The sequence below is a fragment of the Ornithinimicrobium sediminis genome (genome assembly GCF_021272345.1).
Lineage (GTDB): Bacteria > Actinomycetota > Actinomycetes > Actinomycetales > Dermatophilaceae > Ornithinicoccus > Ornithinicoccus sediminis_B.
Genome location: NZ_JAJSDQ010000012.1, coordinates 1 through 22,449 on the forward strand (window position 1 = coordinate 1; position 22,449 = coordinate 22,449).

General features: G+C 73.9%; 19 protein-coding genes. 16 read left to right on the forward strand and 3 right to left on the reverse strand.

Annotated elements, in window-relative coordinates; translation table 11 throughout:
- Nucleotides 1–422: 422 nt before the first annotated feature.
- From LVO85_RS15985 to aspS, 14 genes are all read left to right on the forward strand, one after another.
- Nucleotides 423–1,235 carry a tetratricopeptide repeat protein gene (locus LVO85_RS15985; protein ID WP_232748611.1) on the forward strand — a complete coding sequence of 271 codons (813 nt, stop codon included), beginning with the start codon at nt 423–425 and terminating at the stop codon, nt 1,233–1,235.
- Nucleotides 1,232–2,068 (forward strand): HAD-IIA family hydrolase, encoded by an 837-nt coding sequence (locus tag LVO85_RS15990; protein WP_232748612.1) that lies wholly within the window; start codon nt 1,232–1,234, stop codon nt 2,066–2,068. The genes LVO85_RS15985 and LVO85_RS15990 overlap by 4 nt, the downstream gene beginning before the upstream one ends.
- A 9-nt stretch (nt 2,069–2,077) precedes the next feature.
- Nucleotides 2,078–2,245: a hypothetical protein gene (locus LVO85_RS15995; RefSeq protein ID WP_232748613.1), complete on the forward strand. Its 168-nt coding sequence runs from the start codon at nt 2,078–2,080 to the stop codon at nt 2,243–2,245.
- Nucleotides 2,242–3,066 carry a TlyA family RNA methyltransferase gene (locus LVO85_RS16000; protein ID WP_332875459.1) on the forward strand — a complete coding sequence of 275 codons (825 nt, stop codon included), beginning with the start codon at nt 2,242–2,244 and terminating at the stop codon, nt 3,064–3,066. The genes LVO85_RS15995 and LVO85_RS16000 overlap by 4 nt, the downstream gene beginning before the upstream one ends.
- Nucleotides 3,063–3,977 (forward strand): NAD kinase, encoded by a 915-nt coding sequence (locus LVO85_RS16005; RefSeq protein WP_232748614.1) that lies wholly within the window; start codon nt 3,063–3,065, stop codon nt 3,975–3,977. Before LVO85_RS16000 ends, LVO85_RS16005 begins: the two co-directional genes overlap by 4 nt.
- A 9-nt stretch (nt 3,978–3,986) precedes the next feature.
- Nucleotides 3,987–5,765, forward strand: a complete 1,779-nt coding sequence (gene recN, locus LVO85_RS16010; protein ID WP_232748615.1) for a DNA repair protein RecN — start codon at nt 3,987–3,989, stop codon at nt 5,763–5,765.
- Between the two features lie 61 nt (nt 5,766–5,826).
- The gene (gene steA, locus LVO85_RS16015; RefSeq protein ID WP_232748616.1) at nt 5,827–7,011 is read left to right on the forward strand and encodes a putative cytokinetic ring protein SteA; all 1,185 of its coding nucleotides are present in this window, start codon (nt 5,827–5,829) and stop codon (nt 7,009–7,011) included.
- Between the two features lie 4 nt (nt 7,012–7,015).
- Nucleotides 7,016–8,140, forward strand: coding sequence for a copper transporter (locus LVO85_RS16020; protein WP_232748617.1), 1,125 nt, complete (start codon nt 7,016–7,018; stop codon nt 8,138–8,140).
- Nucleotides 8,137–8,931 carry a hypothetical protein gene (locus LVO85_RS16025; RefSeq protein ID WP_232748618.1) on the forward strand — a complete coding sequence of 265 codons (795 nt, stop codon included), beginning with the start codon at nt 8,137–8,139 and terminating at the stop codon, nt 8,929–8,931. Before LVO85_RS16020 ends, LVO85_RS16025 begins: the two co-directional genes overlap by 4 nt.
- On the forward strand, nt 8,928–10,565 hold the full coding sequence (gene murJ / locus LVO85_RS16030; protein WP_232748619.1) for a murein biosynthesis integral membrane protein MurJ: 1,638 nt from the start codon (nt 8,928–8,930) through the stop codon (nt 10,563–10,565). Before LVO85_RS16025 ends, murJ begins: the two co-directional genes overlap by 4 nt.
- A gap of 4 nt (nt 10,566–10,569) precedes the next feature.
- The gene (locus tag LVO85_RS16035) at nt 10,570–11,700 is read left to right on the forward strand and encodes a glycosyltransferase family 4 protein (RefSeq protein WP_232748620.1); all 1,131 of its coding nucleotides are present in this window, start codon (nt 10,570–10,572) and stop codon (nt 11,698–11,700) included.
- A gap of 16 nt (nt 11,701–11,716) precedes the next feature.
- Entirely contained in the window at nt 11,717–13,390 is a 1,674-nt protein-coding gene (locus LVO85_RS16040; RefSeq protein ID WP_232748621.1) for a CTP synthase, read from the forward strand.
- Nucleotides 13,391–13,393: 3 nt separating this feature from the next.
- Nucleotides 13,394–14,074, forward strand: a complete 681-nt coding sequence (locus LVO85_RS16045; protein ID WP_232748622.1) for an NUDIX domain-containing protein — start codon at nt 13,394–13,396, stop codon at nt 14,072–14,074.
- A 42-nt stretch (nt 14,075–14,116) separates the two neighbouring features.
- Nucleotides 14,117–15,919 carry an aspartate--tRNA ligase gene (gene aspS / locus LVO85_RS16050; RefSeq protein ID WP_232748623.1) on the forward strand — a complete coding sequence of 601 codons (1,803 nt, stop codon included), beginning with the start codon at nt 14,117–14,119 and terminating at the stop codon, nt 15,917–15,919.
- On the opposite strand, the gene LVO85_RS16055 is transcribed toward aspS, so the two are convergent.
- Nucleotides 15,916–16,704, reverse strand: coding sequence for a TIGR01458 family HAD-type hydrolase (locus LVO85_RS16055; protein ID WP_232748624.1), 789 nt, complete (start codon nt 16,702–16,704; stop codon nt 15,916–15,918). The two genes, aspS and LVO85_RS16055, sit on opposite strands and share 4 nt — an antisense overlap.
- Nucleotides 16,705–16,794: 90 nt before the next feature.
- On the opposite strand from LVO85_RS16055, the gene LVO85_RS16060 reads away from it, so the two are divergent.
- Nucleotides 16,795–17,925: a carboxylate-amine ligase gene (locus LVO85_RS16060; RefSeq protein ID WP_232748625.1), complete on the forward strand. Its 1,131-nt coding sequence runs from the start codon at nt 16,795–16,797 to the stop codon at nt 17,923–17,925.
- Here LVO85_RS16060 and LVO85_RS16065 read toward each other — a convergent pair.
- Both LVO85_RS16065 and LVO85_RS16070 read right to left on the reverse strand, forming a co-directional pair.
- A complete protein-coding gene (locus LVO85_RS16065) occupies nt 17,903–18,703 on the reverse strand; it encodes a GNAT family N-acetyltransferase (protein ID WP_232748626.1) in 801 nt (266 codons plus the stop codon). The two genes, LVO85_RS16060 and LVO85_RS16065, sit on opposite strands and share 23 nt — an antisense overlap.
- The gene (locus LVO85_RS16070) at nt 18,700–21,018 is read right to left on the reverse strand and encodes an MMPL family transporter (RefSeq protein ID WP_232748627.1); all 2,319 of its coding nucleotides are present in this window, start codon (nt 21,016–21,018) and stop codon (nt 18,700–18,702) included. The genes LVO85_RS16065 and LVO85_RS16070 overlap by 4 nt, the downstream gene beginning before the upstream one ends.
- A 24-nt stretch (nt 21,019–21,042) precedes the next feature.
- On the opposite strand from LVO85_RS16070, the gene LVO85_RS16075 reads away from it, so the two are divergent.
- Complete coding sequence (locus LVO85_RS16075; protein WP_232748652.1) at nt 21,043–22,446, forward strand: replication-associated recombination protein A; 1,404 nt, start codon at nt 21,043–21,045, stop codon at nt 22,444–22,446.
- The last annotated feature ends 3 nt before the right edge of the window (nt 22,447–22,449 follow it).

Consider the following 22,449-nt stretch of genomic DNA (forward strand, 5'->3'; position numbering starts at 1 on the left):
TACTGCACTGGAGACGGTGTGGGAGAGTAGGACACCGCCGGACCACCATTAACCCAGCAGCCCCGGACACCCCACAAGGGTGACCGGGGCTGCTGGCATTCCACGACTGCACACCCGCCCGACCGGGCCTCGACCCGTGAGACCATGGACCGCCCGACGTCAGGCCTAGAGGAGTATGTGTGGACACGCCGGCAGAACACGGACGCCGCGAGGACGACGGACGACGGCGTCCGCCGCCTCGAGGCGGACCCCGCGACGGGGGGCGTGGGGCGCCGAGGCGCCACGGGCACGACGGCGGACGCGGCGCGGGGGCCGGACGCGGCGTAGGGCGCACCGGCCAGGGACGTGAGGAGCGCGGCAACAGGCCCGGAAGGGGGGACGTCCGGGACGAGGGACGACCCCCGCAGGAGCGCCGGCCCCGTGTGGTGGAGCCCGAGCTGCCGGAGCACATCACCGCCGACCAGGTCGACCGCTCGGTGCACCGCGAGCTGCGCACGCTGTCGAAGGAGAACGCGGAAGGCGTGGCGCGGCACCTGGCGGCCACGGCCGAGGCGCTGGTGGCCGAGGACTACGACCTGGCTCTGGCGCACGCGCAGAACGCCTCCCGCCGTGCGGGGCGCGTGCCGGTCGTGCGGGAGACCCTCGGCCTGGTGCACTACCGGCGGGCCGAGTGGGCCAAGGCCCTCGCCGAGTTCCGCACCGCCAGGAGGCTCTCGGGGTCCGACCACCTGCTGCCGCTGATCGCGGACACCGAGCGAGGGCTCGGCCGACCCGAGCGCGCCATCGAGATCGGAGGGTCGCCCGAGGCGCAGCGGCTGGCCGTGGCGGAGCGGATGGAGCTCGCGGTCGTGGTCTCCGGCGCCCGGCGTGACCTGGGGCAGGCCGCGGCGGCGGTCCAGACGCTGCGCGACATCGTGCGCACGATGGACCCGCAGGCGGCCTATGCCGCGCGGGTCTACTACGCCCTCGCGGACGCCCTCGAGGCGGACGGTCGCGACGACCAGGCGCAGCAGTGGCTGGCCCGGGCGGCAGCGGCGGACGTCGAGGCGCAGACGGACGCCGCCGAGCGTCTGGGTGTCGGGGTCGAGGAGCTCATCGACCTGGGTGACGCGAGCGGCGAGCCCGACGAGAGCGGCGAGCCTCACGAGACCGGGGAGCCCGAGGAGACCACGGAGCCGGTGGAGACGGGCGAGCCCACGACGACAGCCGACGGTCGCGAGGAGGGGCCGAGATGACCGGCAGGTGCGAGGCGCTCATCGTCGACCTCGACGGTGTCGTCTACACGGGTGGGGAGCGCTGCCCCGGTGCGGCCGAGGGTCTGCAGGACGCGCGCGCTGCCGGTGTCGCTCTGCTCTTCATGACCAACAACGCCTCGCGCACCCCCGCCCAGGTCGCGGAGCACCTCGGCTCGGTCGGGGTGCAGGCCGCCGGCGAGGAGGTGCTGACCTCCTCACAGGTGGGTGCTGCCCACCTGGCGCAGCTGCGCCGGGAGGAGGGGCTCGAGGACGCGGACCCGCTCGTGCTGGCGGTCGGTGGCCCCGGCGTGCTCGACGCGCTCCGGGACGAGGGCTTCAGTGCGGTGACGGCCGCCGAGGCGCGGGAGGCGGAAGGGACGGACCGTCCCGTGTGGGCGCTGCTGCAGGGCTACGGACCCCAGATGATGGTGCGGGACCTGCACGAGGCGGCGCACGCCGTCAACGCCGGGGCGCACTGGGTGGCCACCAACACCGATGCCACCCTGCCGACCCCCCGCGGACCGGTGCCGGGCAACGGGGCACTCGTCGCTGCCGTCGCACACGGCACCGGGGCGACCCCGGTCGTCGTGGGCAAGCCGCACCCCCCGGCATACCGCATCGCCTTGCAGCGGCTCGGCCTGCCGGCCGACAGGGTGCTTGCGGTCGGCGACCGCCTGGACACCGACATCGACGGAGCCCTGGAGGCAGGGGTGCCGGCGGCGTTGGTCCTCACCGGGGTGAGCACGCAGGAGGAGGCCGACGCGCGCCCCGAGGAGCGCCGGCCCCAGCACGTCGCCGCGACGCTCCCGGACCTGGCCCATCTGTGGCGCTAGCGTGACGCCATGAGCGACATGCCTGCGTCCGGCCCGGTCCCGACCACCGGTGACGCCGAGGTCGACCGCATCCTGGCCGACTTCGACGCCGCGGTGCAGGGGGAGGAGCACGCCCAGGTGGAGGCCGTCGGCCAGGCCCTCGCGCGGCTCCAGGCTCGGCTGTCCTCCTCGTCGTGAGCGTGCCCGAGGCCACAACCCGCCTGGACCGTCGGCTGGTCGACCTCGGCGTGGCCCGGGCCCGGGGCGAGGCCACCGAGCTCATCAGGGCAGGTCTTGTCACGGTCGACGGCGTCGTCGTGACCAGGCCGTCGCATGCCGTCACGCCTGCAGCGGTGGTGCACGCCCGCCGCCCCGGTCCGCGCCGCGTGGGCCGGGGGGCCCACAAGCTGGAGCACGCTCTCCAGCGGTGGCGGGCCGAGGGGCTGCAGGTGGCAGGCAGGAGGTGTCTCGACGTCGGGGCCTCCACGGGAGGCTTCACGCAGGTGCTCCTGCAGGAGGGGGCGGCTCACGTCACAGCGCTCGACGTGGGCCACGGACAGCTGGCGGCCGAGCTGGTGCGGGACCACCGTGTGCGCGACCTGCCGGGCACCCACATCGCCGACACCACCCCCGAGGCGATCGGCGGGGCGGTGGACGTGCTCGTCGCCGACCTCTCCTTCATCCCGCTCACGCGGGTGCTGCCGCTGCTGGCAGCGCTGGTGGCTCCGGAGGCCGACCTCGTGCTCCTGGTCAAGCCGCAGTTCGAGGTCGGTCCCGGACGGGTGGGACGCGGCGGGGTGGTCCGCTCGGCCGAGGCCAGACGCGACGCCGTGCGGGCGGTGCTGCGGGCGGCCTATGGCAGCGGCCTGGCCGTGCAGGGGCTGACACCCTCCCCGATCCGGGGTGGCGAGGGCAACATGGAGTACCTCCTGTGGGCCCGACCCGGCCGCGAGGGCATGATGGACGTCGAGGCCGCCCTGGCGCTCGGCAACGACGTCACCGCGAAGGAGCACCCGTGAGCCGCAGGATCCTGCTCGTCACGCACCCTCGGCGTTCGGAGGTGCCGGCCCTCGTCCAGGAGCTCGCCGAACGGCTCGCGGCGGAGGACATCGCCGTGGACGTGCTTCCTGCCGCGGCCACCGGAAGCAGCGTCGTGCCGCTGACGCTGGGGCACGACGCAGCGGAGGCCGACCTCTCGCTCGCCGAGGGCACCGAGCTCGTCGTGGTCTTCGGGGGGGACGGGACGATCCTGCGCGGAGCAGAGATCGCCCGGCCCGCCGGGGTGCCGCTGCTCGGGGTCAACCTGGGCAGGGTCGGCTTCCTCGCCGAGGCCGAGCGCGAGCAGATCTCCTGGATGGTGGAACGCATCGTCGCCCGCGACTATGCGGTGGAGGAGCGGATGACGCTGGAGGTCGACGTCATCCACGACGGTGAGGTGGTCTGTCACAGCTGGGCTCTGAACGAGGCCTCGGTCGAGAAGTCGGCGCGCGAGCGGATGGTCGAGCTGACCGTGGAGATCGACGGACGTCCGCTGTCCACCTGGGGGTGTGACGGTGTGGTGATGGCGACTCCGACCGGGTCCACGGCCTATGCGTTCTCCGGCGGGGGGCCGGTGGTCTGGCCCGATGTCGCTGCTCTGCTCGTCGTGCCGATCTCGGCCCACGCCCTGTTCGCCCGCCCGCTGGTGCTCGGTCCGGACACCCGGCTGGCGGTCGAGGTGGTGCCGCACGCCTCCGTCACCGGCGTGATGTGGTGCGACGGACGCAGGACCGTCGACCTCCCACCGGGCGCCCGGATCGAGGTGCGCCGCAGCACGCTGCCCGTGCGGCTGGCCCGACTCCACACCTCCCCGTTCACCGACCGCCTGGTCGCGAAGTTCGAGCTGAACGTCACCGGGTGGCGCGGCTCGCCCGACGCCGCCGGCTCCTAGGCTGTCGTCGTGCTGCGCAGCCTGCGACTCCAGGGACTCGGCGTCATCGACGACGCCGAACTGCAGCTGGCGCCCGGCCTGAACGTCATCACGGGCGAGACCGGTGCCGGCAAGACCATGGTAGTGAGCGGGCTCGGCCTCCTGCTCGGCGCCCGGGCCGACTCCGGCCTCGTGCGGACGGGCGCAGCCCAGGCGGTGGTCGAGGGGGAGGTCGACGTCGCATCCGACCACCCTGCAGCGGCACGGGCGGCCGCCGCGGGAGGAGACGTCGCGGACGGGCTCATCCTGGTGCGCAGCCTGAGTGCCGAAGGACGCTCCCGTGCCCACGTCGGCGGGCGGGCGGCACCGGTCGGAGTCCTGGGTGAGGTGGGCGAGCACCTCGTCGCCGTCCACGGACAGGCCGACCAGTGGCGCCTGCGCGACCCGGAGCAGCACCGCCGTCTGCTGGACGCGTTCGGAGGGCCCGAGCTCGCGGCGTCCCTGGCCGCCTACGGGGAGGCGTATGCGGCGTGGACGCGAGCCAGGACGCTGCTGCACGAGCTGACGACCACGGGGGCGGAGCGCGCCCGAGAGGCGCAGATGCTGCGGGTCGCCCTCGAGGAGATCGAGGCCGTCGACCCCCAGGAGGGGGAGGAGGACGCGCTGCGAGCCGAGGAGGAGCGGCTTGCCCACGCCGACGGCCTCCGTGCTGCTGCGGCCGGTGCCCACGCCGTCCTGAGCGGTGACGACGACGCCGCGGAGCAGCCCGGCCCGCCCGTCGTCGACCTGCTCGGCGCGGTCGGCCACACCCTGGCCCGGGTGAGCGAGCACGACCCGGAGCTGCAGGCGCTGCGCACGCGTGCCGACGAGCTGGGCTACCTGGCCTCGGACCTGGCGGGGGACCTCGCCTCCTACACGGCCGGCATCGACGTCGACCCGGCTCGCCTGGCCCAGGTGCAGCAGCGCCGAGCGACGCTGACCTCGCTCCTGCGCAGCTACGGCGCGAGCACAGGGGAGGTGCTTCGCTGGGCGGCCGACTCGGCACAGCGGCTGGCGGAGCTGGACACCTCCCACGACCGCGTCGCCCAGGTGACCGAGGAGGTCCAGGCCCGCAGGAGCGACGTGGCTCAGCGCGGTATGGCGCTCCGCCGGCTCCGCATCGACGCTGCGGCCCGTCTCGGCACACTGGTCACCGCCGAGCTGGGGCACCTGGCCATGGGCTCGGCCCAGGTCGAGGTCGTCGTGCTGCCGCGCACCGGCGGCCCCGGTGGTGCCGCGGACGACGAGGTCGAGGTCGCCGGGGCGGCCGTGCGGCCCCGCCCGCACGGCCTGGAGGACGTCGAGATCCGGCTCGCGGCCAACCCCGGGGCACCTGCCCGCACTGTCACCAGGGCGGCCTCCGGCGGTGAGCTGTCGCGCGTCATGCTCGCCCTCGAGCTGGTCTGTGCGCAGACGCAGGTGCCGACGTACGTCTTCGACGAGGTCGACGCGGGGGTCGGCGGCAGCGCCGCGCTCGACCTCGGCGCCCGGCTGGCCCGCCTGGCGGAGACCGCGCAGGTGCTCGTCGTCACCCACCTGGGCCAGGTGGCGGCCTACGCCGACCGGCACCTGGTGGTGCACAAGTCGTCCGACGGACAGGTCACCTCCAGCGGCGTGCGGCAGGTGAGCGGTGACGAGCGCGTCAGCGAGATCGCCCGGATGCTGGGTGGCGTGAGCGACTCCGCCGCGGCGCTGGAGCACGCGCGAGCCCTGCTGCACGAGCACGCGCCGGCCCGGGCCCGCGCCACTGCGGCCTCGGCCTCCGGGTGACCCGCAGCACGCGGCGAGGATCGCGACCGGGGGCACGACGGCGTGGCACGATGGGGCCACCATGACCTTGTTCGGCCGGTCGGCGCATCCACCTGCCTCGGAGGGGACCCCGGCCAGCGGGACCCTCCGGGTCGACGCGCGCACCAAGAACCTCACCAAGCGCCTGGGCCCGGGCGACATCGCGGTCATCGACCACGAGGACCTCGACCAGGTGAGCGCCAACGCCCTGGTGGCCTGCCGGCCCACGGCCGTGGTCAACGCGGCGGCCTCCAGCAGCGGTGCCTACCCCAACCTCGGCCCGCAGATCCTCGTCGAGGCGGGTGTGCCCCTCATCGACCACGCCGGTCCCGATGCCATGACCCTGCTGCACGAGGGCACGCGTGCGGAGGTGCGTGAGGGGCAGGTGCTCGTCGACGGCGCGGTGGTGGTGGAGGGCACCCGGCTGGACCCCGACGCGGTGCACGAGGCGATGGAGGTCGCCCGGGGGCAGGTCTCCGCGCAGATCGAGGCCTTCGCCCGCAACACGATGGCCTACGTCCAGGCCGAGCAGGAGCTGCTCCTCGACGGCATCGACCTGCCCTCGCTGCGCACGCGGATGGATGAGCGCTACGTGCTCGTCGTCGTCCGTGGCTACCACTACAAGGAGGACCTGCAGACTCTGCGGCCCTTCATCCGAGAGGCCCACCCGGTCCTGGTCGGCGTGGACGGTGGTGCGGACGCGCTCATCGAGATGGGGCTGCGGCCCGACCTGATCGTGGGGGACATGGACTCCGTCAGCGACGCAGCCCTGACCAGTGGTGCCGAGGTGGTGGTCCATGCCTACCGGGACGGGCGCGCGCCGGGGCTCCAGCGCGTGCACGACCTGGGGGTGGCCGACCCCGTCGTGCTGCCGGCCACGGGGACGAGCGAGGACGTCGCGATGCTGCTGGCCGACGGGCTGGGAGCCTCGCTCATCGTGGCCGTCGGCACCCACGCCACGCTGGTCGAGTTCCTCGACAAGGGCCGCAAGGGCATGGCGAGCACCTTCCTCACCCGGCTGCGGGTGGGCAGCAAGCTGGTCGACGCCAAGGGCGTGAGCCTGCTCTACCGGTCACGCATCTCCGCAGGCTCGCTCACCTGGCTGGTGGTCGCCGGTCTGGTGGCCCTGCTGGCCGCCCTCGCGGCGACCCCCGGCGGGCGCGCCATCATGGGCGTGGTGGCGGTGCGCTGGGACGACCTGCTCGCCTGGCTGGGAGGGGTGTTCTGAGACCGTGATCGACTTCCGCTACCACCTGGTCTCGCTCGTCGCGGTGTTCATCGCGCTCGCGGTGGGCATCACCCTGGGTGCCGGGCCGTTGCGCGGCCAGCTCTCCGACACCCTGGAGGGGCAGGTCGCCGAGCTGGGCACCGAGCGCAACGCGCTGCGCTCCCAGGTCGAGCTGCACGAGCGGCGGGCCGCCGACAAGGACGAGGCTGTCACGAGCATGACCCCCGCAGCGGTCGCCGACCTGCTGCCCGACATCCGCGTCGCCGTGCTGGAGATGCCGGACGCCGACGGCGAGCTGGCCGACGAGCTGACGGTCACCCTGGCCGGTGCCGGTGCCCAGCTCGTCACGCGCACCGAGGTGCGGTCGGCCTGGGAGACGACGGGTGACCGCGAGACCCGGCAGGAGGCCGTCACGGAGGCCGCGACGCTCCTCGGTGTGGAGGACGACCCGGCCGCGGTGCTCGCCGCCGTCGTGACGGGCACCACGCCGGCCGGTGACATGGTCGTCGCCGGCTCCGCCGCCTCGCTGCTGGAGCAGGCCGACCTCATCTCCCTGCTGCGCACCGACGAAGCCGGCGAGCCGCAGCTGCCCGGTGCGCTGGACCCGACCCCTCCTGACGTCGTGGTCGTCGTCGCCGGTGGTCTGGAGCGGCCGCCGGAGGACGAGCCCGACCTGGTGGCCCAGACCCAGACGACGCTCGAGGGAAGGCTGGGCATCGTGCGTGCGCTCCAGGAGAGCCCCGCTCCCGTGCTCGTCGTGGGTGCCGGGACGGAGTCCTGGCAGGACCCGGTCACCGATGCCGAGGACCTCCTGGTCGCTGCGGTGCGGGACGACGGAGACCTGGACGGCGAAGTCTCCACGGTGGACAACGTCGAGAGCGCCACGGGACGCCTCGCGACGGCGTGGGCGCTGGCCTGGGAGCTGGCCGGCGAGACCGGTCACTACGGGCTCGCGGCCTCCGCCGAGGGCCCGGTCCCCGCGGCCCCGCCGGCGAGGGAGGCCACGGCGGACCCCTCCGAACCGGGACCGACCGGGCCGGGCGCCGCCCCGAGCGTGCCCGGACCCGGCACGGAGGACGGGGACAGCGGCGACGACGACCCCGACGACGACGCCCAGAGCGCCCCGTGAGACGACCCACCGCCGTGCTCCTGGGCAGCGGCGCGGCGACGTTGGCCGCTGACCTGCTGCTGCGCCACGGCCCGGCGCCGGGCGGACGGGCTCGCTGGACCCGGTCCAACCACGCGGGGGCCGAGGTGACCCTCCTGGAGGGGGTGGCGCTGGTGGCCGGCACGACGGTGCCGCTGGCCGTCGTCGACCCGGCCTCCGCCGTGGTGTCCCTGGGAGCGGGACTGACCGGCGCGGTCGACGACCTGCGGCCCGACGCGGTCCGCAAGGGTCTCGCGGGGCACCTGGGAGCACTGGCCCGTGGCGAGGTCACCGTGGGCGCGCTGAAGATCGTGGGGCTGCTGGCCACCGGGCTGGCGGGGGCAGCTCCCGGCGCCCGCGACCGGCCGGTCCACGACACCCTCGTGCAGGCCGCGATCGTGGCCGGCTCGGCCAACCTGGCCAACCTGCTCGACCTCAGGCCCGGCCGTGCCCTCAAGGTGGGCCTGCTGAGCGGCATACCGCTGGCGCTGCACGACACCGGGTCCCCGGCCGCCGCCGCGGTCGGGGCGGCGACCGTGCTGCTGCGGGACGACCTGCGCGGCAGGTCGATGCTGGGTGACACCGGCGCCAACCCCCTGGGTGGCCTCGTCGGGCTGGCCGCCGCGCGCAGAGGCACCGCCGGACACCGCCGTGCCCTGCTGGCGGCTCTGACGGCCCTGACGCTAGCCTCGGAGCGGGTCAGCTTCACCCGGGTCATCGAGTCGACTCCTGGGCTGCGTGAGCTGGACGCCTGGGGACGACCGCCGCGATGAGCCCCCCCAGCCCCCGGCTCGTCGTCGGCGGCATGGCCGCTGCCGCGGGCCTGGTGGCGGTCACGACCCTGCTGTCGAGGGTGGTCGGCCTCGGTCGCTGGGCGGTGTTCTCGCACAGCGTGGGCACGACCTGTCTCGGCCAGGTCTACGCCAGTGCCAACCAGGTGCCCAACGTGCTGTACGAGATCGCCGTCGGGGGCGCGCTCGCCGCCGTCGCGGTGCCCCTGGTAGCGGCGATGCTCAACGTCGGCCGGGAGGCTGACGCCGACCGCACCGCCTCGGCACTGCTCACCTGGGCGATGACGCTGCTCGTGCCGCTCAGCCTGCTGGTGGCGGTCGCGGCGGACCCGCTGGCCGGGCTGCTGCTCGGCTCGGCCGACGGCTGCGACCAGCAGCCTGCACGGGAGGCGGGCGCTCTGATGCTCGTCGTCTTCGCTCCCCAGATCGCGCTGTACGGCCTGGGCGTCGTCCTCACCGGCGTGCTGCAGGCACACCGGCGCTTCCTCGCGGCAGCGCTGGCCCCGCTGCTGTCCAGCCTGGTCGTCATCGCGACCTACCTGCTCTTCGCCACCCTCTACGACGCCACCGTCCCCGTGCAGGACGTGCCGCGCAGCGGGGTCCTCCTGCTGGCCGGAGGCACGACGCTGGGCGTCGTGGCGCTCAGCGTCCCGCTGCTGCTGCCGAGTGTCCGGGCCGGGGTGCGGCTGCGCCCCACCTGGCGGTTCCCGTCCGGCACCGCGTCCCGGGCGCGCGTGCTGGCGCTGGCGGGAGTGCTGGCCGTCGTCGCCCAGCAGGTCACCGTGCTCGGCACGGTCCTGGCCAGCAACCGCGTGGGGGTCGGCACGATCAACGTCTACACCTACGTCCAGACGATCTACCTGCTGCCGTATGCCGTCCTGGTGGTGCCGCTCGCCACCGTCGCCTTCCCACGGCTCACCGCCCCCGACGAGGCCGGTGAGGTGCTGCTGCGCACGGCACGGGCGGTGCTCGCCGCCGCGCTGCTCGGAGCCCTGGGACTGGTCGCGGTCCGCCGTGACATCGGAGCCGTGTTCCTGTCGATCGACGCCGGCTCGGCCGGTCCGGGCCGTGCCGCCCTCGACGCGCTCCCCGTGGCGGTGGCCGCGTTCGCGCCGGGCCTGGTCGGCTTCGGGCTGGCCGCCCTCCTCACCCGGGCGCTGTATGCGGTGGGGCCACCCACCCGAGCCGCCGCCTGCGTGGCGGCTGGCTGGGCCGTGGCCGCCGTCGGGCCACTGGTCCTGCTGGTGCTGCCGGGACGGGCGGACGTCGCCGTGGCCCTCGTCGTGCTGGGCGCTGCGTCCAGCCTGGGGATGACGCTGAGCGCCGTGCTGCTGCTCGGCCAGGTGCGGGCGGCCTGGGAGGTGCCGGCGCTGCGTGGTGCCGGTCGCACCGCCGCTGCCGTGACACTGGCCGGGGTCGCGGTCGTGCTGGCGCGCGAGGCGCTCTCGCTCAGCGGGTCGGTGCCGGTCCAGACGGGGTGGGGTGGTGCCCTGGTCATGGCCGGTGCCACCGGCGTCGTGCTCCTGCTCGCCGTGCTCGCGGCGCTGCGCGCGGTGGACGCACCGACCTACGCCTCGGTGGTGGGTGCGCTCACCCGCCGTGGTGGGGGAGACTGACCCGATGTCGCACGTGCTGATGGTCACCGGTCTCGTCGCCGGAGGGGTGGGCCGGCACGTCGCACAGCTGACCCGTGGGCTCGTCGGCCGGGGGCACACCGTCACGGTGGCCTGTCCCGCCGTCGTCGCCACCGGGTTCGCCCTGGACGACGCCGGTGCGGCCGTGGTGGAGGTGGAGGTGGGGCCGCGCCCGGCGCCGCACCGCGACCACCGTGCGGTCACCCGCATCGGGGAGGCGATGGCCACGGCCGACGTAGTGCACGCGCACGGGCTCCGGGCGGGTGCTCTGTCGCTCGCCGCTCGCCGCCGCCGCTCGCGCGCCACGGGTCTGTCGGTCCCGCCGCTGGTCGTCACGCACCACAACGCCGCCCCCGACGGGCCGGTCGCCGCTGCCGTCCACCGTGCGCTGGAGCGGGTGGTCGTCCGGGGCGCCGACGTGCTCCTGGCGGTGTCACCGGACCTTCTGGAGCGTGCCCGTCGGCTGGGTGCGGGGCAGGCGGCGCTCGCGGTGGTGCCGGCCACCCCGCGTGCCCCGCAGCGGACGGTCGGTGAGGTGCGGGCAGGCCTGGGCCTGGACGAGGGCGAGCGGCTCCTGGTGACGGTGGGCCGGCTGGCGCCGCAGAAGGGCTTCGACCATCTGCTGGACGCCCTGGGCACGCTGCGTGGCGACCAGCCGCGGGCGGTGCTCGTGGTGGCAGGAGAAGGGCCGCAGCGCGCCGCGCTGCAGCGCCGGATCGACCGCGAGGCCCTGCCCGTGCACCTGCTCGGTGCACGCGAGGACGTCCCCGACCTGCTGTCCGCCGCGGACGTCGTCGTCTCGGCGGCGCGCTGGGAGGGACAGCCCGTCTGGCTGCAGGAGGCGCTGGCGGCGGGTGCCCCCGTCGTGGCGACCGACGTCGGCGGGACCGCGACGGTGCTGGGCGACGCCGGCCTGCTGGTGTCCGAGACCGAGCCCCTGGTCGTCGCGCAGGCGCTGGCCGAGCAGGTCGGGCTCGTCCTGGCAGACCCCGGCCTGCGAGCCGCCCTCGCCGAGTCCTCGGTCGCACGGGCCGCCGAGCTGCCGACGGTCGAGGAGGCGGTGGATGCGGCGCTGGCCGCCTATGCGCGTGCCGTCCACCCGCAGCGCCCGGTGTGACGTAGGCTGGTAGCCCGTGGTGCAGACGACGAAACACATCTTCGTGACCGGAGGCGTAGCCTCCTCCCTCGGCAAGGGGCTGACGGCTTCCAGCCTCGGGTTCCTGCTCCGCTCCCGCGGCCTCAGGGTCACCATGCAGAAGCTCGACCCCTACATCAACGTCGACCCCGGCACGATGAACCCGTTCCAGCACGGCGAGGTGTTCGTCACCGAGGACGGCGCCGAGTGCGACCTGGACATCGGGCACTACGAGCGCTTCCTCGACGTCAACCTGCGGGGGCGCGCCAACGTCACGACGGGGCAGGTCTACAACGACGTCATCGCCAAGGAGCGCCGCGGGGAGTTCCTCGGGGACACCGTCCAGGTCATCCCGCACATCACCAACGAGATCAAGGCCCGGATGAGGGCGGACGCACTCGGTGAGGACCCACCGGACGTCATCATCACCGAGATCGGTGGCACCGTCGGCGACATCGAGTCGCTGCCCTTCCTCGAGGCGGCACGCCAGGTGCGGCACGACGTCGGCCGGGCCAACAGCTTCTTCCTGCACGTGTCCCTGGTGCCCTACCTCGCGCCCAGCGGCGAGCTCAAGACCAAGCCCACACAGCACTCGGTGGCCATGCTGCGCCAGGTCGGGATCACCCCGGACGCGATCGTCTGCCGGGCCGACCGCGACATCCCCGTCTCGATCAAGCGCAAGATCTCGATGATGTGCGACGTCGACGAGGCCGCGGTCGCGAACGCGATCGACGCGCGCAGCATCTACGACATCCCGAAGGTCCTGCACAGCGAGGGGCTGGACGCGTATGTCGTCCGTCACCTCGGCCTGCCCTTCCGCGACGTCGACTGGACCGTCTGGGACTCCCTGCTGGAGCGGGTGCACCACCCCGAGCACCAGGTGGAGATCGCCCTGGTCGGCAAGTACGTCGACCTCCCCGACGCCTACCTGTCCGTGACCGAGGCGCTGCGTGCAGGTGGCATCGCCCATGACGCCGGGGTGTCCATCCGGTGGGTCGCCTCCGACGAGTGCCAGACCGAGGCAGGGGCGACCAGGGCGCTGGGAGGTGTGGACGCCGTCCTGGTGCCGGGTGGCTTCGGCGTGCGCGGCATCGAGGGCAAGATCGGTGCCCTGCGGTGGGCACGCGAGCGCGGCATCCCCACGCTGGGTATCTGCCTGGGGCTGCAGGCCATGGTGATCGAGTACGCCCGCAACGTCGCCGGCATCGAGGGGGCGAGCTCCACCGAGTTCGAGCCCGACACCCCGGCGCCGGTCATCGCGACCATGGAGGAGCAGAAGGCCTTCGTGGAGGGAGCGGGCGACCTGGGCGGCACGATGCGCCTGGGCTCCTACCCTGCGCACCTGACGTCCGGCTCGGTGCTCGCCCGGGCCTACGGCACCACCGAGGTCACCGAGCGTCACCGGCACCGCTACGAGGTCAACAACGCCTACCGTGAACGGCTCACCGAGGCCGGGCTGGTGGTCAGCGGCACCTCGCCGGACGGCATGCTCGTGGAGTTCGTGGAGCTGCCGGCCGAGGTCCACCCGTACTACGTCTCGACCCAGGCCCATCCGGAGTTCAAGAGCCGTCCCGACCACGCTCACCCGATGTTCGCCGGGCTCGTCGCTGCTGCCGTGGAGCTGCAGCGCAGCCAGCGGCTGGTCGAGGTCGAGCGCACGCCGGTGCACTGAGCCATGAGCCTGGAGGCACCCCGCCTACGCGGCGACGAGCTGCAGGACCGCATCGAGCCACGCCCCGTCCGGGAGACGAGGCTGGTCTACCGGGGCCGGGTCTGGGACGTGCGCCGCGACACGGTGGACCTGGGCGAGGCCGGCGCGGTCGAGCGTGACTACGTCGAGCACACCGGGGCCGTGGCCGTGCTGGCGCTGCGGCAGGACCGCGGTCTGGACGAGGTCCTGATGGTGCAGCAGTACCGTCACCCCGTGCGTGCGCTCGAGTGGGAGCTGCCCGCCGGGCTGCTCGACGTCGAGGGCGAACCGCCGCAGGAGGCGGCGGCGCGCGAGCTGGCCGAGGAGGCCGACCTCGTCGCGCGGCGCTGGGACGTGCTGGTCGACTACGTGTCCTCCCCGGGCGGCATGTCGGAGGCGCTGCGGATCTTCCTCGCACGCGACCTGGCGGACGTGCCGGTGGCGGACCGGCACGACCGTGCGGCCGAGGAGGCCGGCATGCCCGCCCGGTGGGTGCCGCTCGACGGGGCGGTCGAGGCCGTCCTGGCCGGCCGCGTGCGCAACGCCACGTCCGTCGTCGGTGTGCTGGCGGCCCGGCAGCTCGGCGAGCACGGCTGGCGTGGGCTGCGCGGTGCCGACGCGCCCTGGCCCGCCCACCCGGGACGGGGCCCCCGCGACGACGCCTAGACTGTCCTGGTTGCCTACCCCGACCTCACGAGGAATACCACTGTGCTCCGCACCCACCAGGCCGGCGTCCTGCGCGCCGAGCATGCCGACCAGTCCGTCACGCTCACCGGGTGGGTCGCCCGGCGACGGGACCACGGCGGTGTCGCCTTCCTGGACCTGCGTGACGCCTCGGGCGTCGTGCAGGTGGTCGCCCGCGACGAGGTCCTCGCCGAGGGCGGGGCGCACGAGCTGCGCAACGAGTACTGCATCAGGGCGGCCGGGGTCGTCCGGGCGCGCCCCGAGGGCAACGCCAACCCCGACCTGCCCACCGGGGACATCGAGGTCCTCGTCTCGGACCTGGAGGTCCTGAGCGAGGCGGCGCCGCTGCCCTTCCAGATCGACGAGCGGGTCTCCGTCGGTGAGGAGGCCCGCCTGCGCCACCGTTATCTCGACCTGCGCCGGCCCGGGGCCGGCTCCGTCGGCGCCAACCTGCGCCTGCGCAGCAAGGTCAACGCGGCGGCCCGCGACCTGCTCAACGGACAGGACTTCGTCGAGGTGGAGACCCCGACGTTGACGCGGTCCACGCCCGAGGGTGCCCGCGACTTCCTGGTGCCCGCGCGGCTGCAGCCCGGCAGCTGGTACGCCCTGCCGCAGAGCCCCCAGCTGTTCAAGCAGCTGCTCATGGTCGCCGGCCTGGAGCGGTACTACCAGATCGCACGGTGCTACCGCGACGAGGACTTCCGTGCCGACCGCCAGCCCGAGTTCACGCAGCTCGACATCGAGATGAGCTTCGTCGAGCAGGACGACGTGATCGAGCTCGGCGAACAGGTCGCCCGGGCTGTCTGGGGTGTCATCGGGGTCGACCTGCCGACACCGTTCCCGCGCCTGACCTACGCCGAGGCGATGCGGCGGTTCGGCACCGACAAGCCCGACCTGCGTTTCGGCATCGAGCTGGTCGAGTGCACCGACTACTTCGCCGGCACGCCCTTCCGGGTCTTCCAGGCACCGTATGTCGGGGCGGTCGTCATGCCCGGCGGTGGCAGCCAGCCGCGTCGCCAGTTCGACGCCTGGCAGGAGTGGGCCAAGCAGCGCGGCGCGCGCGGCCTGGCCTACGTCACGGTGGCGGAGGACGGGACGCTCGGCGGGCCGGTCGCCAAGAACCTCTCCGACGCCGAGCGCGAGGGCCTCGCCGCCCACGTGGGGGCACGGCCGGGCGACGCCGTCTTCTTCGCCGCAGGACCCGTGAAGTCCGCCCGGGCCCTCCTGGGTGCCGCCCGCCTGGAGGTCGGCCGTCGCTGCGAGCTCGTGGACGAGTCGGCCTGGTCGCTGCTCTGGGTCGTCGACGCGCCCCTGTTCGAGCCGGCATCGGAGGCGGTCGCCGCCGGTGAGGTGGCCGTGGGTGGCGGAGCCTGGACCGCGGTGCACCATGCGTTCACCTCACCCAAGGCGGAGTTCCTCGGCACCCTGGAGGACGACCCCGGGTCGGCTCTCGCCTACGCCTACGACCTGGTGTGCAACGGCAACGAGATCGGCGGCGGGTCCATCCGTATCCACCGGCGTGAGGTCCAGGAGCGGGTCTTCGCGATCATGGGCCTGAGCCGGGACGAGGCCGAGGAGAAGTTCGGCTTCCTGCTCGAGGCGTTCAAGTTCGGCGCCCCGCCGCACGGCGGCATCGCCTTCGGGTGGGACCGCATCGTGGCGCTCCTGGCCGGCACGGACTCGATCCGGGAGGTCATCGCCTTCCCGAAGTCCGGCGGCGGCTTCGACCCGCTCACCGCGGCGCCGGCCCCGATCACCCCCGAGCAGCGCGCCGAGGCGGGCGTGGACGCGGAGCCCGAGGACGAGGACGAGGTCGCCTCCGCCTAGCCGGCGGTGGCCTCGCGCCACCACGCGGGCAGGTCGGCGAGGGAGCCCAGGACGGCGTCGGGAGAGACGTCGCCGGTGAGGTCCGTGGGCGTGAACTTGCCGGTGCGTACGAGCACCCCGGTGAGGCCCGCGGCCTGCGCCCCGGCCACGTCCGAGCGGATGTCGTCGCCCACCATCGCGACGTCGCCGCCGGTCAGGCCCAGCTCGTCCACCGCTGCGCGGTAGAACGCCTCAGCGGGCTTGCCCAGCACGACCGCCCGGCGGCCGGTCGCGAACTCGAGGGCGCGGACGAACGCGCCGGCATCCAGCCGCAGGCCGTCCTCGGCCCGCCAGTAGCGCGTCATCCCCAGCGCCACCAGAGGCGGTCGTGCGTCGTCCATGAGCAGCCGGAACGCGCGGTTGAGCGTCGGGAAGTCCCAGCCCTGGCCGAGGTCGCCCACGACGACCGCGCCCGCTCCGCTCTCGGCTCCCGGCGGTAGCGGGTCGGTCGCGGCGAGATCGCCGGCCGTCGCCTCGGGCACGAACAGGGCCGGACGTCCGACGCCACGGGTCTGCAACCAGGACAGTGCCGCAACCGCAGGTGTCAGGATGCGCTCGGGCGGCACGACGACGCCCATCGAGGCGAGCCGGTCGACCACGGCCTGGCGTGGGCGGGAGCTGGTGTTGGTGAGGAACAGGTAGGGCACACCCTCGCGGTCGAGCCAGTCGACGGCGCTCCCGGCGCCGGGCACCGGCTCGTGCCCGACGTAGACGACCCCGTCGAGGTCCAGCAGGACTCCGTGCATGCCCCCATCATGGCCCCCGGGGTTGCCTGGGGGAGGCAGGTGGTCGCCCGTCGGTGGGCACCGGCTCCCGACGTGGCGCAGACTGGCCCCATGAGGACCGTCGGGGTGGAGGAGGAGTACCTCCTCGTCGACCCGGAGTCCGGTCACCCGCTGCCGGTCTCCGAGGCGGTGCTCCGCTACGCCCATACGCACCCGGCGCCGGGGCACCCGCCCTCCGCGCCGCCCCAGGAGGAGGGCGACGAGGTGGAGGGCGAGTTCCAGCGGCAGCAGGTGGAGATCCACACGTGCACCCGGAGCAGCCTGGTGGACCTGCGGTCCGACCTGGGAGAGGCGAGGGGACGGGTCAACGCGGCGGCGGCGGACGTGGGCGCGGCCATCGCCGCGCTGGGCACGTCCCCCCAGCCGGTCCGGCCCGTCACGGTGCCGAGCCCGCGCTACGAGCGGATCCTGAGGCGCTACGGGCTGACCGCCGAGGAGCACCTGACGTGTGCGTGCCACGTGCACGTCAGCGTCGAGTCCGAGGAGGAGGGCGTCGGCGTGCTGGACCGGATCCGGACCTGGCTGCCCGTGCTGGTGGCGCTCAGCGCGAGCTCCCCCTTCTGGCAGGGGCGGGACAGCAGGTACGCCAGCTACCGCACCCAGGCGATGTCCCGGTGGCCCGCCACCGGACCGACCGACCTGTTCGGCTCCGCGCGGGCCTACCACCGCGTCGTGGACGACCTCGTCGGCAGCGGCGCGCTGGTCGACGTGGCCATGGTCTACTTCGACGCGCGGCTGTCACACCACCTGCCCACGGTCGAGGTCCGGGTGGCCGATGTGTGCACGGACGTCCGGGACGCGGTGATGCTGGCAGGCCTCGTGCGAGCCCTCGTCGAGACCGAGGCTCGAGCGTGGGCCGAGGGCCGGCCGCCGTCGGAGGTGCCCACCGCGCTGGTGCGGGCTGCGGCGTGGCAGGCCGCCCGCTTCGGTCTGGACGACGAGCTCCTCCTGCCGCAGACCTGCAGGGCCGTGCCGGCCGACGAGGTCGTGCACGCGCTGCTCGACCACGTGCAGGACGCCCTGGACGAGGACGACGGGGCGGACAGTGTCGCCGACCGGGTCGACGCGGTGCTCACCCACGGCAGCAGCGCGCGGCGTCAGCGCCGGGTGCACGCGCAGTCGGGTCGGCTGCGGGACGTGGTCCGCGACGCGGTGCGTCTCACCGCCGGTGAGGACGAGTGATGTCTGGGCTGGCGGCCGGCAGGCGCCGGCTGCTCCAGGCGTAGGCGGTCCGGTAGCCCAGGCGGCGGTAGAGGCGTCGGGCCGAAGCGTTGTCGGAGTACATCCCCAGCGTGGAGACACCGCTGTCCGTCAGGGCCAGGCGCGTGAGCCCGGCGGAGACCGCCGCTCCCAGCCCGGCACCGCGCAAGGGCGTCGCCACGACGATCCCCGCCAGGTGCGGGGCGCCGGACGCGAGCCGCTGCAGCCCGCCGGCGGCGACGAGCGCTCCGCGCGCGTCACGGACCCCGAGCCAGTGCAGTGTCGTCCCGCTGCCCGGGTCGCCCTCGCCACGAGGGCTGTGCGCCCGCGAGAGCCCCTCCAGCTCACGGGCATGCAGGTCGTCGTCCAGTGGAACGAGGCGCTCCTCGCCGGGCACAGGCTGGGGTGGCTCGGTCGTCCACATCCACTCCCAGTCCCCTCCCGGACCGAGCTCGAACAGCCGTGGCAGCAGTGCTGCATACGGTTGCGGGACGGTCAGCGACCGGACTCCCCGCTCGCACAGGTGGCCCTCGTCGCGCAGCGCCACGAGCAGGTTCGCGACGTCGTGGACGCCGCCACCGGACAGGGGCAGGACGACGAAGCCGTGCCGCCACCCGTGGCGCTCGACGGCGACGGCGCGGGTGCCCAGCAGGGCTGTCGTCGGGAGAGGGTCGGGGATGCCGAGCCGGACATAGGGGTCCTCTCCGGTGAGGTCGAGCAGCTCGGCGTGGCTGGGGACCGGACGTAACGCACCGGTCATCGCGGAACGGGCGGGGCGTGCTCGGTGATGCCGAAGCGTCTGTGCACCGGCGTGAGCCACGACGGCGCCCACCAGTTCCACCGCCCCAGCATCGTCATCGTTGCCGGCACGACCACCATGCGCACGATGGTCGCGTCGATGGCCACGGCGACCGCCAGGGCGAAGCCGGTCTGCTTGATGACGAGCATCTGCCCGGCTGCGAACCCGGCGAAGACGATGACCATGATCAGGGCGGCGGAGGTGATGATGCGCCCGGAGCGCTGCAGCCCCAGGCGCACGGCCGTGTCGTCGTCCACACCCTGCTCGTGCAGCTCGATGATCCGCGAGAGCAGGAAGACCTCGTAGTCCATGGACAGACCGAAGCCGAAGGCCAGCACGAGCAGGGGGATGACCGACTCGATCGCCCCGACGGACTCGAAGCGCAGCAGTGACTCCAGGTGCCCTTGTTGGAAGACCCAGACGAGGATGCCCAGGCTCGCGCCGAGGGAGACGATGTTGAGCAGCAGGGCCTTGACCGGGATCACGACGGACCCGGTGAGCAGGAAGAGCAGGACGAAGGTCGCCCCGATGATCCACAGCGCGGCCCAGGGGGCGCCGGCACGCACGGCGTCGGTGAAGTCGGCCAGTCCGGATGCCTGCCCGGTCACCCAGGTGGGGAAGGGAGTCTGCAGGTCGCGCAGGATGCGGGTCACCTCACGGGCCGCGTCGTCCTGGGGTCCTCCCTCGGTGCGGACGACCACGGTGACGAGGTCCTGCCCGGGCCGGGCCTCGTCGCTCACCCCCGGCGGTGGTGGCCCGACGACCTCGGGCGGCGCGACGAGCTCGACGCCGGGAAGGCCCGCGACCTCATCCTCCGCCCAGGCCTGCACCTCGTCGGGGGGCGCCTGGGCGACCACCGTGACAGCCGGGAAGGCGAGCGCCGGGAAGTCCTCGTCGAGGGTCTCGAAGAAGACCCGCTGCTCCGCGCCAGGAGGCAGCAGCTCGGCGCCGGAGCTGGTCAGCCGCATCTCCAGCGCCGGGGTGGCCGCGCCGAGAAGGAGTGTCACCGCGACGGCCGTGGTCACGGCCGGGCGTCGCTGCACGACGCGGGCGAGCCGGCTGAACCACCCGTCGTCGGGTGCGACCTCCGCCCCGCGGCGCTTGCCGAGACGGCGCGCTCCCACGGCGCACAGCGCCGGCACGAGGGTCAGTGCCACCAGCAGGGCCACCATGACGACCGAGACGCCTGCGGCCCCGATCGCACGCATGATGGGCGCGTCGAACACGACCAGGCCCGACAGCGAGATGCCGACGATGAGAGCGGAGAAGAGGACCGTGCGCCCGGCGCTGGCCACGGCACCGACCACGGCCCACTCCACCTGCTCGTCCGTGAGGTCTCGGTGCGCGGTGTCCGGGGCCTGCAGACGCACCTCCTCCCGGAACCGGCTCACCAGCAGTAGTCCGTAGTCGATGCACAGCGCCAGCCCCATCACCGTGACGATGTTGACGACCGTGGCGTCGAGGTCGATGACGAACGAGAACCCGAAGAGGATGGCCAGGGCACCGCCGATGGAGGCGATCGCTCCCGCGATGGGCATCCCGGCGGCGACGAAGCCGCCGAAGACGACGACCATGACGAGCAGGGAGATGGGGATCGCGACCGCCTCGCCGGTGATCAGGTCGCGTTCGATCTGATGGACGATGTCCTCGAACAGCAGCGGGCCACCGCCCACGGTCAGCGCGTCGGCGAACGGCGCGAGCGCCTCCGCGCCGAGCGAGTCCAGCAGGGCGGCCGTCTCCGTCTCCTGCTCGGAGGTGGCCTCGGCCTCCAGGGTGGCGACCACGACGAAGGAGCCCGCCTCCGGGTCCTGGTCGGCGACCAGGGCGTAGGCCGCCGGCTCCTGCGGCCATCCGGGCGTGGTCATCGGGGAGCTCGCCTCGGCCACCGCAGGGTCGTCGGCCAGCTCCTCGACCAGGCCGGTGACCGCGTCCGTCAGCCCGGGGTCGAGCAGGTCCTCCACCCCGTCCGCGCGGAGCATGAGCACGGCTCCTTCGTCGTCCGACGTGGTGACGAGGTCACGACCGATGCTGGACTCGCCGGGCGCGATGACCTCGCCGTTCGAGAGCCGGTCGAAGAGCCCCTGGGTGCCGACGAGGCCCAGGCTGACGAGGAAGCTGACGACGGTGACGACGACCCAGAAGACGATGAACCACCAGGGACGCCGGGCGGTGAGCCGGCCCAGCCCGGCGAGCAGTGGAAGGGTCGCGGGGCGGTGCCGGCCCGGTGACGAGTGTCGTCCGGCGTCCGACGGCGCCGGCAGCATCGCGGTGTCCACCGGGTTAGCCTGCCAGGTGTGCCGGTGCCAGACGACCTCGACCTCTTCAGCGGTGACCCCGGGACGTCCGCGGGGCACGACCTGCCGTTGGCGGCCCGGATGCGGCCACGGAGCCTGGAGGAGGTGCGTGGACAGCAGGAGGCGCTGCGGCCGGGGAGCCCGCTGCGGCGGCTGATCGAGGGGCACCGCGGCAGCGCGGGGGCGCTGTCGGCGATCCTGTGGGGCCCGCCGGGCACCGGCAAGACGACGCTGGCCCATCTCGTGGCCCGGGCCTCCGAGCGCACCTTCGTCGAGCTGTCCGCGGTGACGGCCGGTGTCAAGGACGTGCGCGCCGTGATGGAGCAGGCCCGGCGCGAGCGCGACCTCTACGGACGACAGACCGTCCTCTTCCTGGACGAGATCCACCGGTTCAGCAAGGCCCAGCAGGACGCGCTGCTGCCGGGCGTGGAGAACCGGCTCGTGGTGCTCGTCGCCGCGACGACGGAGAACCCCTCGTTCAGCATCATCGCCCCGCTGCTCTCCCGCTCGATGCTGGTCACCCTGCATCCGCTCACCGACGAGGAGGTGGGCGAGCTGGTGGACCAGGCGCTGGTCGAGGAGCGCGGCCTCGCCGGCGGCTTCACCCTGGAGCCCGCCGCACGGGAGCACGTCGTCCGCATCGCCGGGGGTGACGCCCGCCGCGCCCTCACTACCCTCGAGGCAGCCGCCGGGGTGGCTCTCGACGCGGTGGCACCAGGCGGGGAGGCGGAGCGCGAGGGCGTGCCGGTGCGGATCACGCTGGCAGCGGCGGAACAGGCCGTGGACCATGCCGCGGTGCGCTACGACCGTGCCGGGGACCAGCACTACGACGTGGCCAGCGCGTTCATCAAGTCGATGCGTGGCAGCGACGTCGACGCAGCGCTGCACTACCTCGCCCGCCAGCTGGAGGCCGGGGAGGACGCGCGCTTCATCGCCCGGCGGGTCGTGATCGCCGCGAGCGAGGACGTCGGCATGGCCGACCCGACTGCACTGCAGACCGCCGTCGCCGCGCTGCACGCCGTCGCTCAGATCGGGATGCCCGAGGCCCGGATCATCCTGGCGCAGGCGGTGGTGCACGTCAGCCTGGCCCCGAAGTCCAACGCCGCCTACTCCGGGATCAACGCTGCTGTCGCCGACGTGCGCACAGGACGCGGAGGTCCGGTCCCTCCGCCGCTGCGGGGCACGGGATATGCGGGTGCCGCTCGCCTCGGGCACGGCGACGGCTACCGCTACAGCCACGACGAGCCGGCCGGGGTGGGTCCACAGCAGTACCTGCCGGACGACCTGGCGGACGCTGCCTACTACCGTCCGACCGACCGCGGGTGGGAGGAGCGCCTCGGCCCGCGCTGGGAGCAGCTGCGGCGCACCATCCGGGGTCAGGGCGGCGGAGGAGAGGAGCCCCGGGGATAGAGT